This is a genomic window from Streptomyces sp. GL_141 (genome assembly GCF_057834385.1).
In genome coordinates, this window is the sequence record NZ_CM174402.1 from 4,438,077 (window position 1) to 4,453,506 (window position 15,430).

A 15,430-nucleotide genomic window follows, 5' to 3' on the forward strand; every position below is an offset into this window, starting at 1 on the left:
TACCCTCGTGCCAAAATAGGACAAGGAGTCCGGGGAGGGTTCCTTCCGTCCAACTAAGGGCGGAATGCTCGGTATTGCACTCTACGGGGGGTCTGACGACTCCTGATCGCTCTGTGACTGATCGTCACAGTGGGGTGACTGTCCGTTATGGGACGGTCCATCGGCTTCCGCCGCTGATGAACACCTCGGAGGGCAATTCCATCGGTTTGGCCGTCGAGGCTGGACGGATGGTGTAGTTGTAGTGCCGAGGACAAGCCGTTCGTCCTATAACCGACTCGGCCCGCGTATGTCCATTTCGGGCAACGTGGGCCAAGGTGCAGAATTTAGAGGAAAGAACCGAGATGGTTCGGTTCTCCCGAGGAGGCCGCTCATGACCGCTCGCACCCCTGATGCCGAGCCGCTGCTGACCCCGGCTGAGGTTGCCACGATGTTCCGCGTGGACCCGAAGACGGTCACCCGTTGGGCCAAGGCTGGCAAGCTCACGTCCATCCGCACCCTGGGTGGACACCGCCGCTACCGCGAGGCTGAGGTCCGCGCACTGCTTGCGGGAATTCCGCAGCAGCGCAGCGAGGCCTGAGGTTCCGCAGCACCACTTATTGCCGGGTCTTTATCGGGTCCCCCAATCCGATGAGCCCCACAGAGCTTTGAAACGACCGGACCTGCCCCAACAGGTTCACCAGTCGTTCGATCGCGCTGGACTCCGCCGGGTCCAGCGCGATCTTTTTTATGCCCTGGTCAGGGCGTTATCGCGCTGGTGTGCGGAGCCGGCCGGGGTGGGTGCAATGGCACATATAAAATCGAGCGGGCGTATGAGTGCCATAAAAGCGTGCGTCTCAAAAACACATGGGGTGACACCCGTCACAGATGATCACTCTTGTGGATCAGCCAATGCACCCCGTAAAGGGACGTGTCGTGCACAGCGCATCATCCGGACGGGCGATTTCGCGGCCGCGACGGGGTGGCGGGTCCGGAGGGGTGCGGGCGGCGTCCGGGTGGCGGCCGGGCGGGGCGGTCCGGGCTTCTCCGCCGGCCCCGCACGGGGCTCCAGGAGCCCTTCAGTGCGCTGTGGAGGGTCTGGTGAGGGTTCTGGGGGGAGCCGAGCCCAATCGGGCCCGTGAGGCGGACTGGTGGGCCGTCCGGCCCGGCGGGCCCGCGTCGTGGCCGGTGCGCCGGGCGGCACCTCGGGCCGTACGCCGCCCCGCACTTCGGTGCCGCCGTGCGTCGGAAACGCATCAGGGCCCGCATCCCTGAGGATGCGGGCCCTGACGATCTTGCGAACCTGACGGGACTTGAACCCGCGACCTCCACCTTGACAGGGTGGCGAGCTAACCAACTGCTCCACAGGTCCTTGATTTGCGGCCGCTGGGCGGCTGCGAATCAGACTGTACCGCAGCTCAGGGGGTGCAGTCGAACCCGATCACCGAGCAGGCCCCGGGGCCGCCGCGTCCACCGCCTTCACGATGCGCTTGTCGGAGATCGGATAGGCCGTTCCGAGGGCGTGCGCGAAGTAGCTGACCCGCAGTTCCTCGATCATCCAGCGGATCTCGGTGACCTCCGCCGGGACCGGCCTGCCCTTCGGCAACTGCTCCAGCAGCCACAGGTACTCGTCCCGCATCTCGTGGACCTTCTCCATGCGCGTGGTGTCGCGCTGGACGCCCGTGGGCATCTGCTGGAGCCGCCGGTCGATGGCCACCAGGTAGCGCATCAGGTCCGGCAGCCGGCGCAGTCCGGTCAGCGTGACGAAGCCGGCCGGCATGAGGGCCGCGAGCTGCGTCTTGACGTCCTGGACGTTGGCCACCAGGGCGAGGCTGGCCGTGGTCTTCAGGCGGCGTTCGCAGGCCTGCCAGGCGGCCAGCACCTGCTGCACCTGCGTGATCGTCCGTACGGTCGTGTCCACCAGGTCGGTCCGCACGGCCTCGTAGAGCTTGCGGAAGCCCGCCTCGTCCCACGCCGGGCCGCCGTGCCGCGCGATCAGGTGGTCGGCCGCCGCGGTGGCGCAGTCGTCGAACAGCGCCTGGATGGAGCCGTGCGGATTGCGCGACAGCGCCAGCTTCTGCTGGTTGCTCAGGTGGTCCGAGGCGAACTTCGCCGGGTTCACCGTGATGTTGAGCAGGATCAGGCGCCGGGTGCCGAGCCGCATCGCCTGCTGCTGCTCGGCCTCCGTGTCGAAGAGGCGTACGGAGACGCTCGTACCGGCGTCCACGAGCGCCGGGAACGCCTTCACCGGCTGGCCGGCCCGGCGGGTCTCGAAGACCTTGGTCAGGGTGCCGATCGTCCAGTCCGTCAGCCCGGTCTTCTCCACCGACTCCCCGCCCTCCCGCTCGGCGGTGGCCGCGGCGGCCTGCGAGAGGGCCTGGCGGGCCTTGGGCTTGAGCTGGAGCCGCAGGGCCTCCAGGTCCTTGGCCTCGGCGAGGTTCTTGCGGCGCTCGTCGACGATCCGGAAGGTGATCTTCAGGTGGTCGGGGATCCGGGTCAGGTCGAAGTCCTCGGCGCTGACCGGGACCCCGACCATCCGCTGGAGCTCCCGGGCCAGCGTCACGTGCAGGGGCTCCTGCAGCGGGTGCGCGGTGGCCAGGAAACGGGTCGCGTAGTTCGGCGCGGGCACGTAGTGCCGGCGGATCGGCTTCGGGAGGGACCGGATCAGCTCCGTGACCACTTCCTCGCGCAGACCCGGGATCTGCCAGTCGAAGCCCTCGTCCGTGACCTGGTTCAGCACCTGGAGCGGGATGTGGACGGTCACGCCGTCCGCGTCCGCGCCCGGCTCGAACTGGTAGGTCACCCGGAACTTCAGCCGGCCCTGCATCCAGGAGTCCGGATAGTCGGCCTTGGTGACCCCGGCGGCCTTCTCCGTCAGGAGCATCTCGCGCTCGAAGTCGAGCAGCTCGGGCTCGTCGCGCTTCTTGTGCTTCCACCAGGAGTCGAAGTGCGCCCCCGAGACGACGTGTTCGGGGATCCGCTGGTCGTAGAAGTCGAAGAGCGTCTCGTCGTCGACCACGATGTCGCGGCGCCGGGCCCGGTTCTCCAGCTCCTCCACCTCGGTGAGGAGCTTGCGGTTGTCGGCGTAGAACTTGTGGTGGGTCCGCCAGTCGCCCTCGACCAGGGCGTTGCGAATGAACAGATCGCGCGAGACCTCGGCGTCGATCCGGCCGTAGTTGATCTTGCGCTGCGCGACGATCGGCACGCCGTACAGCGTGACCTTCTCGAAGGCCATCACGGCCGCCTGGTCCTTCTCCCAGTGCGGCTCGCTGTACGTGCGCTTGATCAGGTGCTGGGCGAGCGGCTCCACCCACTCCGGCTCCACCTTGGCGTTCACCCGGGCCCACAGCCGCGAGGTCTCCACCAGCTCGGCGGACATCAGGAACTTGGGCTGCTTCTTGAACAGCGAGGAGCCGGGGAAGATCGCGAACTTCGCGGACCGGGCCCCCAGGTACTCGTTCTTGTCGGTGTCCTTCAGCCCGATGTGCGACAGCAGGCCGGCCAGCAGCGAGATGTGCACGCTCGTCTCGGGCGCGTCGGCCTCGTTGACGTGGATGCCCATGGACTTGGCGACCGTACGCAGCTGCGAATAGATGTCCTGCCATTCGCGGATCCGCAGGAAGTTCAGGTACTCCTGCTTGCACATCCGGCGGAACGAGGACGAGCCGCGCTCCTTCTGCTGCTCGCGGACGTAGCGCCACATGTTCAGGAACGAGAGGAAGTCGCTCGTCTCGTCCTTGAACCGGGCGTGGTTCTGGTCCGCCTGCGTCTGCTTGTCCGAGGGCCGCTCGCGCGGGTCCTGGATGGACAGGGCCGCCGCGATGACCATGACCTCGCGGACGCAGTTGTTCTTGTCCGCCTCCACCACCATGCGGGCGAGGCGCGGGTCCACGGGGAGCTGGGAGAGCTGGCGGCCCATCGGGGTGAGCCGCTTCTTGTGGTCCTTCTCGTCCGGGTCAAGGGCCCCGAGCTCCTGGAGGAGCTGGACGCCGTCGCGGATGTTGCGGTGGTCCGGCGGGTCGATGAAGGGGAACTTCTCGATCTCGCCGAGGCCGGCCGCGGTCATCTGGAGGATGACGGAGGCGAGGTTCGTGCGCAGGATCTCGGCGTCCGTGAACTCCGGACGGGTGAGGAAGTCGTCCTCCGAGTACAGCCGGATGCAGATGCCGTCCGAGGTACGGCCGCAGCGGCCCTTGCGCTGGTTGGCGCTGGCCTGCGAGATCCGCTCGATGGGCAGCCGCTGGACCTTGGTGCGGTGGCTGTAGCGGGAGATGCGGGCGGTGCCCGGGTCGATCACGTACTTGATGCCGGGGACGGTGAGGGAGGTCTCCGCGACGTTGGTCGCGAGGACGATCCGCCGGCCCGTGTGCTGCTGGAAGACGCGGTGCTGCTCGGCGTGCGAGAGGCGCGCGTAGAGGGGGAGGACCTCGGTCAGGCGGAGCTTGCGCTTCTCCAGCGCGTCCGCGGTGTCGCGGATCTCGCGCTCGCCGGAGAGGAAGACCAGGATGTCGCCCGGCCCCTCCGCCTGGAGCTCGTCGACGGCCTCGCAGATCGCGGTGATCTGGTCGCGGTCGCTGTCCTCGGAATCGTCTTCGAGGAGCGGGCGGTAGCGCACCTCCACCGGATACGTCCGGCCGCTGACCTCGACGATCGGGGCCTCGCCGAAGTGCCGGGAGAAGCGCTGCGGGTCGATGGTCGCCGAGGTGATGATCACCTTGAGGTCGGGGCGCTTGGGCAGCAGCGTGGCGAGGTAGCCGAGCAGGAAGTCGATGTTCAGCGACCGCTCGTGGGCCTCGTCGATGATGATCGTGTCGTACGCGCGCAGCTCGCGGTCCGTCTGGATCTCGGCGAGCAGGATGCCGTCCGTCATCAGCTTCACGAAGGTCGCGTCCTGGTCCACCTGGTCGGTGAACCGGACCTTCCAGCCGACGGTCTGGCCGATCTCGGACTTCAGCTCCTCCGCGATGCGCTCCGCGACCGTGCGGGCCGCGATCCGGCGGGGCTGGGTGTGCCCGATCATGCCCCGGACCCCGCGCCCCAGCTCCATGCAGATCTTGGGGATCTGCGTGGTCTTGCCGGAGCCGGTCTCGCCCGCGACGATCACGACCTGGTGGTCGCGTATCGCCTCGGCGATCTCGTCCTTCTTCTGGCTGACGGGCAGGTTCTCGGGATACGTGACCTCGGGCTTGCGCGAGGCGCGTCCGGCCAGTCGCACGGCGGCCGTTTGGGCCTCCGCGGCGATCTCGTCGAGCACGGCCTGCTTGGCCTCGGGCTTGCGGATACGGCGGGCGCCTTCGAGGCGGCGGCCGAGGCGGTGCGCGTCACGGAGGGAGATCTCACCGAGAAGCGTCTGCAGGGCGGCGAAGGAAGTAGACATACCTGGTCGAGGATCTCACCCGTAGGTGCCGGGTGGCGAACGCATTTGTGGGGCTGACCCGTACCATTTCGGGACGACTCCCCCGAGCGTTACCCCGATGTGTCCCCCCGACGTGTTCCCGGCGACGTCCCCGCGACGTGCCCGTGCCGTCCCAGCCGAGAGGCCGCCCACGATGTCCCGCAGCCGCCGCCTCCGGTGCGTGTTCGCGGTACTCCTGGGCTGGGCCCTGCTGGCCGGGACCTTCCAGGTGGCGGCTCCGGTGGCCCCGGCAGCCCCGGTGGCCCCGGCCGTCTCGGTCGCCGGGGCTCCCGCAGCCGCCGGGCAGGGGTCCGTGCGGGACCCGGACCAGTCCCCCGCCGGCTTCGCCCCTGCCCTCGTCGCCCCTGCCGTCTTCGCGTCCGGCGGTCCGGCCGGGCCCGCCTGTGCCCCGGGGGCCCCCGGCCGGGACGGCGTACCCGCCCTGCCGGCGCGGGCCGGGTCCGACCAGGCCCAGGCTCCGGTGCCACCCGCGCGGCCCGGGCCCGAGATGGCGGCCCCGGCGCGGGCTGTACCCGTACGGGTCCTCGTACGCGGGCCCGGACCGTCGGCGCCGTCCCTGCTGGAGCTGTCCGTGATGCGGGTCTAGGAGGACCGGCCGCATCGGCCGCCCGGTCCGTCCCTTCCCGCCCGCACCGCTCTGGAGCACCCGCATGCCCGCTTCCCCTTCTCCTTCCTCCTCTTCCTCCCGCAAGCCCCTGCTGATCTCCGCCGGGGTCGCCCTCGCCGCCGTCACCCTCGGCCTCGTCTCCTGGCAGGCCACCAAACCGGAGGGCGGCACGGACCGCACGGCCCGGTCGTCCGCGGCCTCCTCTCCGGAGGCTTCGCAGGCTCCGGATGCCGGAGCCGGCACGGATCAAGCCGCCCAGCTCAAGGCCCTCGCCCGCCGGGAGTCCGGCGACAAGCTCGCCGCGGGCCGGGCCGACGCCCCCGTCGTCCTGATCGAGTACTCCGACTTCAAGTGCGGCTACTGCGGAAAGTTCGCCCGCGACACCGAGCCCGAGCTCGTGAAGAAGTACGTGGAGGACGGCACCCTGCGCATCGAGTGGCGCAACTTCCCGATCTTCGGCGCCGACTCCGAGGCCGCCGCCAAGGCCGCCTGGGCGGCGGGGCAGCAGGACCGCTTCGCGCAGTTCCACGCGGCCGCGTACGCCGAGGGCGCCAAGGAGAAGGGCTTCGGCGCGGAGCGGCTGACCGAGCTGGCGCGCGAGGCCGGGGTCCCGGACCTGGAGCGCTTCAAGAAGGACATGGCAGGCGAGCAGGCCGCTGCCGCGCTGGCGAAGGACCAGGAGGAGGGGTACCGCATCGGTGTGACCTCCACCCCGTCCTTCCTGATCAACGGGCAGCCCATCGCGGGTGCCCAGCCCCCGGCGGCCTTCGACGCCGCCATCGCCAAGGCCAAGGCGCAGGCGGCCGCGAAGTGACCGACGCCGGATACCTGGCCGCCCTGCTCGGCGGCCTCCTCGCACTGCTCAGCCCCTGCAGCGCCCTGCTCCTGCCGGCCTTCTTCGCGTACTCCATCGACTCCACGTCCCGGCTGCTGGCGCGCACCGGGATCTTCTACGCGGGCCTCGCGAGCACCCTCGTACCGCTGGGGGCGGCGGGCTCGTACGCCGGACGGTTCTTCCACGGCAACCGCGAGGCCCTCGTGCTGGGCGGCGGCTGGCTGATCATCGGGCTCGGCCTCGCCCAGATCCTGGGCCTGGGCTTCGCCCCGAAGCGGCTCTCGGAGCTGTCGGGGAAGATCCGGCCGACCACCGCCCTGTCGGTGTACGCGCTGGGCGCGGTATACGGGCTGGCCGGCTTCTGCGCCGGGCCCATCCTCGGCAGCGTCCTGACGGTGGCGGCCGTCAGCGGCAGTCCGGTCTACGGAGGCCTGCTGCTGGCGGTGTACGCCCTGGGCATGGCCGTGCCGCTGTTCGTGCTGGCTCTGCTCTGGGAGCGCTTCGACCTGGGCCGCCGGCGCTGGCTGCGCGGCCGCGCCTTCTCGGCCGGCCGCTTCGAACTGCACACGACCTCGCTCGCCTCGGGCCTGTTCTTCGTCCTGCTCGGCGTGCTGTTCCTGGCGTACGACGGGGCGAGCGCCCTGCCGGGGCTGCTGGACGTGGACGATTCGTTCGCGGTGGAGCAGTGGGTGCAGGCGGTGGCTGACGCGGTTCCGGACTGGGCGCTGCTCGGGCTGGTGGCCGTGGCGGCGGCGGGCGCGGGCCTGGTGCAGTGGCGCCGGCGGACCCGGGCGGCGGCCGCGACTGCTGGCGCGGGCGCGGAAGCGGAATGACGAAGAAGGCCCCGTCCGATGGACGGGGCCTTCCCGATTCTCTGGTGGCTGGGGCCGGGGTCGAACCGGCGACCTATCGCTTTTCAGGCGATCGCTCGTACCAACTGAGCTACCCAGCCACGAAACCGTTTCCGGCTTCAGCGAACCTGACGGGACTTGAACCCGCGACCTCCACCTTGACAGGGTGGCGAGCTAACCAACTGCTCCACAGGTCCTTGCAATGTGCGAGCACAAGTCTCGCACACGGTAATGCGTACCCCCAACGGGATTCGAACCCGTGCTACCGCCTTGAAAGGGCGGCGTCCTGGGCCACTAGACGATGAGGGCTAAAGGCCCGCCGGGCACTTTCCAGCGCGTCGGGGACGTGAGAAGCATATGGGATCCCGGCGGCGATCGCCAAAACGGTTTCCGCGGGCGGGTCAGCGGCGGGTCAGCGCTGGGTCAGCGCTGGGTCGGAGGGGCCCGCGAGGTCAGCCCCAGCCGAGTTCGTGGAGCCGCTCGTCGTCGATGCCGAAGTGGTGGGCGATCTCGTGCACCACCGTCACGGCGACCTCGTGGACCACCTCGTCCGTGCTCTCGCACATCCGCAAGGTCGGCCCCATGTAGATAGAGATCCGGTCGGGCAGCACCCCGGCGTACCACTCCCCGCGCTCCGTGAGCGGGGTTCCCTCGTAGAGGCCGAGGAGTTCCGGGTCGTCGGAGGCGGGCTCGTCCTCCACGAAGACGGCCACGTTGTCCATGACCCGGGTCAGCTCCTCGGGGATCGAGTCCAGCGCTTCGGCCACCAGCTCTTCGAACGCGTCACGCGTCATCTCCAGCACGAGGCCATTCTCCCGTGCCCCGGCCCGATTGCGGCGGCTCGTGCACGGCGGGCCGGGGCCCGGCGCGCGAGAATGGCCCGGTGGCGACCTGTGAAGCGGACTGCGGATGACCCGGCCGGCCGAGGGGGCCGAGGCCATCGACCCGGACGTCGACCTGCACGTGCCGGCGCAGCACGCCGAACCGCAGCGCCGGGTGCTCGCGGCCGTGGCGGCGGGCGGTGCCGCGGGCGCCGCGGCGCGGTACGGGGTCGGGCTGCTGTGGCCGGCCGCTCCCGGGGCCTTCCCGTGGGGCACCTTCTGGATCAACGTGTCGGGCTGCGCGCTCATCGGCGTCCTCATGGTGCTGATCAGCGAGGGCGGCCGGTCGGCGCATCCCCTCGTACGGCCCTTCCTCGGGGTCGGGGTGCTCGGCGGGTTCACCACCTTCTCCACCTACGCCGTGGACTTCGCGCGGCTCCTCGACGCCGGTGAGGCCGGTACCGCGCTGGCGTACGCCGGGCTCACGGTGGCCGGGGCGCTGGGCGCGGTGTGGGCGGCGGCCCTGGTCACCCGGCGCGCGGTCGGCGACGGCCCGGGCCGGGGGCGGGCGGTGGGGCGGGGATGAACTGGCTGATCGTCATGGTGGGCGCGGCCGTCGGGGCGCCCCTGCGGTACCTGACCGACCGCGCGGTGCAGGCGCGGCACGACTCGGTGTTCCCCTGGGGGACCTTCGTGGTGAACGCGGCCGCCTCCCTGGTGCTGGGGGCGCTGACTGGTGCGGTGCTGGACGGGGCCGCCTCCTCGCGGCTGAACCTGCTGCTCGGCACCGGGCTGTGCGGGGCGCTGAGCACCTACTCGACGTTCTCCTACGAGACGCTGCGCCTGGCCGAGCGGGGCTGGAAGTTCCTGGCGGCGGCGAACGTGACGGCCTCGGTGCTGGTCGGGCTGGGCGGGGTCACGCTCGGTCACCAGGTGGCGGGACACCTGTTCGCCTGACGGCGCGCAGCCCGTCCCCCTCGGGGCGTGCTGGAGCGTGTCCCTTACGGGGCACAGGGAGTTGGGCACACTGACCCGCTCATCGCGGACCCTTGCCAGCGTTCCGGAGGTGCCCCGTGCGCCAGTTGTCCGCTTCCCTCGGTTCCCCCCGACCCTCCCGATCCTCCCGGTCGCTCCGCCTCGCCGTCGCCGCGCTCGCGGTCGCGGCGACGGCGGGATGCATGAGTGTCGGGGAGGACGCCGCGAAGCCCGGGCCCTCCGCGTCGACGGGCGTCCAGGGCGGCAAGTCCGGCGGAGGCTCCTCGTCCGGGAAGGGTGCCGGGACCCAGGGCGGCGGCCACGGCTCGAAGGGCGGTACGGGGACCCAGGACGGCAAGGCCGGCGGGCCCGGGACCACCTCCGGCGCGGCCGGGGCCTCCCCCAGCCCGGGCGCGCCGGCCGGTCCGCCCGGCGCACCCTCGCCGTCGGCCGGTCCAGGTGGCGGAGCGGGCGGCCAGGGGCCCCAGCAGCCCCCGGCGGGCGGTTCCGGCTCCGGGTCGGGCTCCGGCGGAGGTAGCGCCTCCGGGGGCGGCCAGCCCGCCTCCCCGACCCCGGAGCCGCCGAGCCCCGCCCCGCCGGTCTCCCCGCCGCCCGTGACGGAACCCACACCGAGTCCGGAGCCCCCGAAGCCGGAGCCGACGGGCGAGCCGGGCGGGCAGCCGTAGGCCCGGAACCGGTTCGGCCGCGGCGCGATCCGCCCGGCAGGGTCTGGCGGGCGGATCGTGTTTCCGCAGGTCAGGGCCCTTCTTGGGGGAGTGACTTGCCAGACCCCGGGGAGGGTGCGTATGGTTATAGATCGTTTGATCCCATTGCCCGGCGCCGACTCCGAAGAGCGCCGCGTGGCGCGTACTCTCCCCAGCCGTGGCTGACCGCATTGAGGCGGTCGATTTGCGAATTCACGGAGTTTGGGCGCGTGCCGAGACTCCGGAAGGTTTCGCATTTCGCATGTCCATTTCCAGTTCTGACCGTTCCGTCATGCCCGAGAACGACTCCAACGAGATCGTCGACGCCGAGACCCTTGCGGTCACCGAGGCCCTTGAGGCCGTCGTCACCGACGAGATCATCGAGGCCCTCGAGGCCGACGTGACGAACCACGAGTCCGACGAGTCCGATGACTCCTTCGAGGACTCCAGCGCATCCGCTGGCGAATTCGACGACGCCGCGTCCGATGACGACGACGCCGAGCCCACCCTGACCTTCGGCGACCTCGGTCTGCCGGACGGCATCGTGCGCAAGCTCGCCCAGAACGGCGTCACCGCGCCCTTCCCGATCCAGGCCGCGACCATCCCGGACGCCCTGGCCGGCAAGGACATCCTCGGCCGTGGCCGCACCGGCTCCGGCAAGACCCTCTCCTTCGGTCTGCCGACCCTGGCCTCGCTGGCCGGCGGGCACACCGAGAAGAAGAAGCCCCGCGCGATCATCCTGACGCCGACGCGTGAGCTCGCGATGCAGGTCGCGGACGCTCTCCAGCCCTACGGCGACGTGCTCGGCCTCAAGATGAAGGTCGTCTGCGGCGGTACCTCCATGAGCAACCAGATCTTCGCTCTGGAGCGCGGTGTCGACGTCCTCGTCGCCACCCCGGGCCGTCTGCGCGACATCATCAACCGTGGCGCCTGCTCCCTGGCGAACGTCCAGGTCGCGGTCCTCGACGAGGCCGACCAGATGGCTGACCTGGGCTTCCTGCCCGAGGTCACCGAGCTGCTCGACCAGATCCCCGGCGGCGGCCAGCGCATGCTCTTCTCCGCCACCATGGAGAACGAGATCGGCACCCTGGTCAAGCGCTACCTGACCAACCCCGTCACGCACGAGGTCGACAGCGCGCAGGGCAACGTCACGACCATGACGCACCACGTCCTCGTCGTGAAGCCGAAGGACAAGGCGCCGGTCACGGCCGCCATCGCCGCCCGCAAGGGCCGCACCATCATCTTCGTCCGCACCCAGCTGGGCGCCGACCGCATCGCCGAGCAGCTCATCGAGTCCGGCGTGAAGGCCGACGCGCTGCACGGCGGCATGACGCAGGGTGCCCGTACCCGCGTCCTCGCCGACTTCAAGGACGGCTACGTCAACGCGCTCGTCGCCACCGACGTCGCCGCCCGCGGCATCCACGTCGACGGCATCGACCTGGTCCTGAACGTGGACCCGGCCGGCGACCACAAGGACTACCTGCACCGCTCGGGCCGTACCGCCCGCGCCGGCAAGTCCGGTGTCGTCGTGTCGCTGGCGCTTCCGCACCAGCGTCGCCAGATCTTCCGCCTGATGGAGGACGCGGGCGTCGACGCCTCGCGCCACATCGTCCAGGGTGTCGGCGCCTTCGACCCCGAGGTCGCCGAGATCACCGGTGCCCGTTCGCTGACCCAGGTCCAGGCCGACTCCGCGAACAACGCCGCGAAGCAGGCCGAGCGCGAGGTCGCCGACCTCACCAAGCAGCTGGAGCGCCTGTCGCGCCGCGCCGTCGAGCTCCGCGAGGAGGCCGACCGCCTGGTCGCCCGCTCCGCGCGTGAGCGCGGCGAGGACCCCGAGGCCGCTGTCGCCGAGGTGGTCGAGGCCGCCGAGGCCGAGGTCGCGGCCGCCGTGGCCGAGCCCGTCGCGGAGGAGCGCCCCGCGTTCCAGAGCCGTGACGACCGTGGCAACTACGAGCGCCGTGACAACCGTCGCGACGACCGTGGTGGCGACCGTGGCAGCTTCCGCCGCGACGACCGCGGTGACCGCGGTGGCGACCGTGGCGGCTTCCGCTCGGGCGGCGACCGTCCGTCCGGCGGCTTCCGCTCCGGTGGCGACCGTCCGGCCGGCGGCGGCTTCCGCTCCGGCGGCGACCGTCCCGCCGGTGGTGGCTTCCGTCGTGACGACCGTCCCTCGGGTGGCTTCAACCGTGACGACCGTGGTGGCGACCGTGGCGGCTTCCGCTCCGGTGGCGACCGTCCGGCCGGCGGCGGCTTCCGCTCCGGCGGCGACCGTCCCGCCGGTGGTGGCTTCCGTCGTGACGACCGTCCCTCGGGTGGCTTCAACCGTGACGACCGTGGCGGCTTCCGCTCGGGCGGCGACCGTCCGACCGGTGGTGGCTTCCGTCGTGACGACCGTCCCTCGGGTGGCTTCAACCGTGACGACCGTGGTGGCGACCGTGGCGGCTTCCGCTCCGGTGGCGACCGTCCGGCCGGCGGCGGCTTCCGCTCCGGCGGCGACCGTCCGACCGGCGGCGGCTTCCGCCGCGACGACCGTCCCTCGGGCGGCTTCCGCTCCGGCGGCGACCGTCCGGCCGGCGGCGGCGACCGCCCGTACGGCCGTCGCGACGACAACCGCCCCTCCGGCTCGACCGGCGGCTCCTCCTTCGGCCGTCGCGACGACAAGCCCCGCTGGAAGCGCAACGACTGATCGCGGTCTGAACTGACTGCATGACACAGGGCCCCAACGACACCGGTCGTTGGGGCCCTGTGGCGTTGTTGCTAGGCTCCGCAGACTTTGTGCCGGGGGGGCACGGCGAAGCCGGGGACCACTGGCGTCATGAGGCCCCCGAACTCCGGGGGCGGGATCCATGAGACGAACACGCGCGCTGGCCGCGCTCGCGCTGGCCGCGGCAGTGGCCGCGCTGGGCGCCGTACCGGCGACGGGGGCGGGTACGACACCGCCCGGCGGTGAGGCGACCCTGGTGGCGCCCCCGAGCAAGGAGCCGGCGCACCGGTACCTCTACGCGGCCGGGACCGGGCTGCTGATGGACAACCAGCGCTATGACGGCGGAGCTGTCTGGAAGAGCCTGAAGGACGGCCGCGAGGCGGTGTGGGGCGACTGTGACGGCTCGGGCGAGCACTGGTACTCCGGGGATTCGCGCGCGTGCCCGGTCTACGACCGGGGAACCCATGAGGATTGGGCCCCCATGGCCATCCACGACTTCGTGTCCGGCAAGACCGAGACGCTGCCCGCGAAGGCCGACAGGGCGTGGGTCGGCACCTTCACGCCCACGCGGGTACTGGCGACGGAGCAGAGGACGGACGGTCAACTGACGCTTCACCTGATCGGCCGGGAGACCGAGTCCCGCAAGGACGTCGTCGTCAAGACGACCGAGAAGGTGCGCCCTTCGAACCGCCTCACGGTCACCTCCATGGCGGCGGACGACGAGGGTTCGGTGATCTGGTACCAGGACGGGACGGGCTCTCCCCGGATCGGGCTCGTCGACTACGCCACTGCGACGCTGCGCCCGCTCCCGTTCCCCGAGGGAGTCGAAGGCCCGTGGGACATGGACCGGCCCACGCTCAGCCCGACCCGGATCCTCCTTTCGTCGCCCAACGGCAAGGCGACCCTGCTCTCCAGGGCCGACCTCCGCAAGCTCCCCGCCGGAGCCCTCGAAGGGGCACGGGAGGGCAACTTCCTGGGCGGCTGGTTCATCAGGCGAGGCGAGGCCACTCCGGTCGAAGGCGGAGCGGCACGCACCGTGCTGCCTGCGACCGCGGCCAAGGCCGTCCGTGGTTCCGACGGCAACCTCTACGTCCTCGGCGGATCCGATGCAGCCCACTGGGGCGTCCATCGCATCGCCCTCGATGCCCACGGCATCCCCCGGGCCACGAAGGTGCTGAACACACCGCCCGGGCCGGCATACCGCTCGGCCCTCACCTTCGCCCAGGGCGGGCTCGCCTTCCGCCAGAGCGACGGGTATGCCGACGGTCTTCTGGGCTTCAAGGCTTCCGTCGTGGGCCCCGTCTCCGTATCCCAAACGGCGGCCTGGAGCTGTGACGGCGGTGGATGGGCCGATCCACCGTGTTCCCCGGACAATGCTCTGGACCCCTCGGCGACCGGCGACGGACGGCTCGTCACCTTCGGGCGCGGCGCATTCGGCAAGCGTGCGCTGTACGTCCAGGACGCCCGTCCCGGCGGTTCCGTGCGCGAGGTGCTCCTGAAGGGCGGAGAGGAGTTCTACGAGCACCGCATCGTGACCGCCTCGGGCCGCTACCTCCTCTTCAAGGCGTACGGAGACCCCACCGGACAGCAGCTGCACGTGGCCGACATCGACGCGGGCAAGCTCCTGCCCGCCCCGGACGACAAGGGCCCCGCCGCCCTCTGGGGTTCCATGCTGTGGCAGCCCGAGGGTGACAAGGGAGTCGTGGCCGGTACGGACCTGCGCACGGGGAAGGTGACCCGGCGCGTGGACCTGGGCTCGGGCTGCCGCCCGTACGCACTCTTGGCGACGGCCGAGTGGTTCTACTCGACCTGCTCCGAATCGGGCGGTTCACCGGCCGGCTATCACGTGCCGACCAAGAAGCGGGTCACGCTGCCCGCCACCCCGATGAGCAACGGCGTACAACTCGGCGACGGGTTCGTCGTGCGTGAGCACGGTGAGGCCTACAACTTGCGTTCCGGCAAAGCGGTCCGGGAGACCGCTCCCGTGGAGCTGCAAGGCGCCGATGCGCTCACCGTCGACCGCTTCGGCGGACACTTCGCCTACGTCGACCCGAACCACACCGTCCACATCGTCGGCATCACCGGCAAGGCCTCCGCCCTGACCGCCATCGACCGGAACACCCCGAGCACCGGCGCCTGGTCCTCCCTGTCCTCGAAGCGCTGGGCTCCGCAGGTGTGGCTGTCGAAGCCGGCCGCCTCCTGGACGATGGCCGTCACGAACAAGGCCACCGGCAAGGTCGTCCGTACCCTCACCGGCGGCGAAGTGCGCGGACTGCTGCAGCCGATGAAGGACGGCCGGGAGTCCTCGGGCGGGTTCGTCCTGCCCGACGGCGCGTACACCTGGGCGCTCAAGGTGAAGCCGGCCGACGGCCAGGGAGCCGAACTCGCTCTGTCCGGCCCGCTCACCCTGACCGGCTCCACCGCGGGCGGCGGCCTGCCGGCTCCCTGACCTCGGACCCGCACCGACATCCCCGGGCCGGACAGCCGATTTACGATCGGCTGTCCGGCGCTCTGCGGCTATGCTCTGGTGTGAGCGCGCCG

Annotated in this window: 11 protein-coding genes and 4 tRNA genes; 9 read left to right on the forward strand and 6 right to left on the reverse strand. The window is 71.0% G+C overall.

Going from position 1 to position 15,430, the window contains the following annotated elements:
• Positions 1 to 370: 370 nt before the first annotated feature.
• Positions 371 to 577, forward strand: a complete 207-nt coding sequence (gene bldC / locus AC3IX6_RS19445) for a developmental transcriptional regulator BldC (RefSeq protein ID WP_003949541.1) — start codon at positions 371 to 373, stop codon at positions 575 to 577.
• Positions 578 to 1,274: 697 nt separating this feature from the next.
• Here the strand turns inward: bldC and AC3IX6_RS19450 are convergent.
• Positions 1,275 to 1,348, reverse strand: a tRNA-Asp gene (locus tag AC3IX6_RS19450).
• A gap of 69 nt (positions 1,349 to 1,417) precedes the next feature.
• Complete coding sequence (hrpA, locus tag AC3IX6_RS19455; RefSeq protein WP_489363103.1) at positions 1,418 to 5,353, reverse strand: ATP-dependent RNA helicase HrpA; 3,936 nt, start codon at positions 5,351 to 5,353, stop codon at positions 1,418 to 1,420.
• A gap of 199 nt (positions 5,354 to 5,552) precedes the next feature.
• Between hrpA and AC3IX6_RS19460 the strand changes: the two genes are divergently transcribed.
• The 3 genes from AC3IX6_RS19460 (at position 5,553) to AC3IX6_RS19470 (ending at position 7,667) form a co-directional block, all read left to right on the forward strand.
• Positions 5,553 to 5,978 (forward strand): hypothetical protein, encoded by a 426-nt coding sequence (locus AC3IX6_RS19460; RefSeq protein WP_489363105.1) that lies wholly within the window; start codon positions 5,553 to 5,555, stop codon positions 5,976 to 5,978.
• Between the two features lie 64 nt (positions 5,979 to 6,042).
• On the forward strand, positions 6,043 to 6,813 hold the full coding sequence (locus tag AC3IX6_RS19465; RefSeq protein WP_489363107.1) for a DsbA family protein: 771 nt from the start codon (positions 6,043 to 6,045) through the stop codon (positions 6,811 to 6,813).
• Positions 6,810 to 7,667: a cytochrome c biogenesis CcdA family protein gene (locus tag AC3IX6_RS19470; RefSeq protein ID WP_489363109.1), complete on the forward strand. Its 858-nt coding sequence runs from the start codon at positions 6,810 to 6,812 to the stop codon at positions 7,665 to 7,667. Before AC3IX6_RS19465 ends, AC3IX6_RS19470 begins: the two co-directional genes overlap by 4 nt.
• Before the next feature lie 42 nt (positions 7,668 to 7,709).
• Here AC3IX6_RS19470 and AC3IX6_RS19475 read toward each other — a convergent pair.
• From AC3IX6_RS19475 to AC3IX6_RS19490, 4 genes are all read right to left on the reverse strand, one after another.
• Positions 7,710 to 7,786: transfer RNA gene (locus AC3IX6_RS19475), tRNA-Phe, on the reverse strand.
• A gap of 22 nt (positions 7,787 to 7,808) precedes the next feature.
• Positions 7,809 to 7,882, reverse strand: a tRNA-Asp gene (locus tag AC3IX6_RS19480).
• 39 nt (positions 7,883 to 7,921) lie between these two features.
• Positions 7,922 to 7,994: transfer RNA gene (locus AC3IX6_RS19485), tRNA-Glu, on the reverse strand.
• 143 nt (positions 7,995 to 8,137) lie between these two features.
• The gene (locus AC3IX6_RS19490) at positions 8,138 to 8,488 is read right to left on the reverse strand and encodes a metallopeptidase family protein (RefSeq protein WP_250751922.1); all 351 of its coding nucleotides are present in this window, start codon (positions 8,486 to 8,488) and stop codon (positions 8,138 to 8,140) included.
• A 106-nt stretch (positions 8,489 to 8,594) separates the two neighbouring features.
• On the opposite strand from AC3IX6_RS19490, the gene AC3IX6_RS19495 reads away from it, so the two are divergent.
• From AC3IX6_RS19495 to AC3IX6_RS19515, 5 genes are all read left to right on the forward strand, one after another.
• Positions 8,595 to 9,092 (forward strand): FluC/FEX family fluoride channel, encoded by a 498-nt coding sequence (locus AC3IX6_RS19495; RefSeq protein ID WP_489363111.1) that lies wholly within the window; start codon positions 8,595 to 8,597, stop codon positions 9,090 to 9,092.
• The gene (locus tag AC3IX6_RS19500) at positions 9,089 to 9,463 is read left to right on the forward strand and encodes a fluoride efflux transporter FluC (RefSeq protein WP_489363113.1); all 375 of its coding nucleotides are present in this window, start codon (positions 9,089 to 9,091) and stop codon (positions 9,461 to 9,463) included. The genes AC3IX6_RS19495 and AC3IX6_RS19500 overlap by 4 nt, the downstream gene beginning before the upstream one ends.
• Positions 9,464 to 9,684: 221 nt before the next feature.
• On the forward strand, positions 9,685 to 10,167 hold the full coding sequence (locus tag AC3IX6_RS19505; RefSeq protein ID WP_489363115.1) for a hypothetical protein: 483 nt from the start codon (positions 9,685 to 9,687) through the stop codon (positions 10,165 to 10,167).
• Between the two features lie 280 nt (positions 10,168 to 10,447).
• Positions 10,448 to 12,871 (forward strand): DEAD/DEAH box helicase, encoded by a 2,424-nt coding sequence (locus tag AC3IX6_RS19510; protein WP_489363117.1) that lies wholly within the window; start codon positions 10,448 to 10,450, stop codon positions 12,869 to 12,871.
• Between the two features lie 160 nt (positions 12,872 to 13,031).
• On the forward strand, positions 13,032 to 15,338 hold the full coding sequence (locus AC3IX6_RS19515) for a hypothetical protein (protein WP_489363119.1): 2,307 nt from the start codon (positions 13,032 to 13,034) through the stop codon (positions 15,336 to 15,338).
• Positions 15,339 to 15,430 lie beyond the last annotated feature (92 nt).

Coding starts and splice junctions, on each gene's coding strand:
- bldC (WP_003949541.1), top strand. CDS start 371: ATGACCGCTCGCACCCCTGATGCCGAGCCGCTGCTGACCCCGGCTGAG.
- hrpA (WP_489363103.1), bottom strand. CDS start 5,353: ATGTCTACTTCCTTCGCCGCCCTGCAGACGCTTCTCGGTGAGATCTCC.
- AC3IX6_RS19465 (WP_489363107.1), top strand. CDS start 6,043: ATGCCCGCTTCCCCTTCTCCTTCCTCCTCTTCCTCCCGCAAGCCCCTG.
- AC3IX6_RS19495 (WP_489363111.1), top strand. CDS start 8,595: ATGACCCGGCCGGCCGAGGGGGCCGAGGCCATCGACCCGGACGTCGAC.
- AC3IX6_RS19500 (WP_489363113.1), top strand. CDS start 9,089: ATGAACTGGCTGATCGTCATGGTGGGCGCGGCCGTCGGGGCGCCCCTG.
- AC3IX6_RS19505 (WP_489363115.1), top strand. CDS start 9,685: ATGAGTGTCGGGGAGGACGCCGCGAAGCCCGGGCCCTCCGCGTCGACG.
- AC3IX6_RS19510 (WP_489363117.1), top strand. CDS start 10,448: ATGTCCATTTCCAGTTCTGACCGTTCCGTCATGCCCGAGAACGACTCC.
- AC3IX6_RS19515 (WP_489363119.1), top strand. CDS start 13,032: ATGAGACGAACACGCGCGCTGGCCGCGCTCGCGCTGGCCGCGGCAGTG.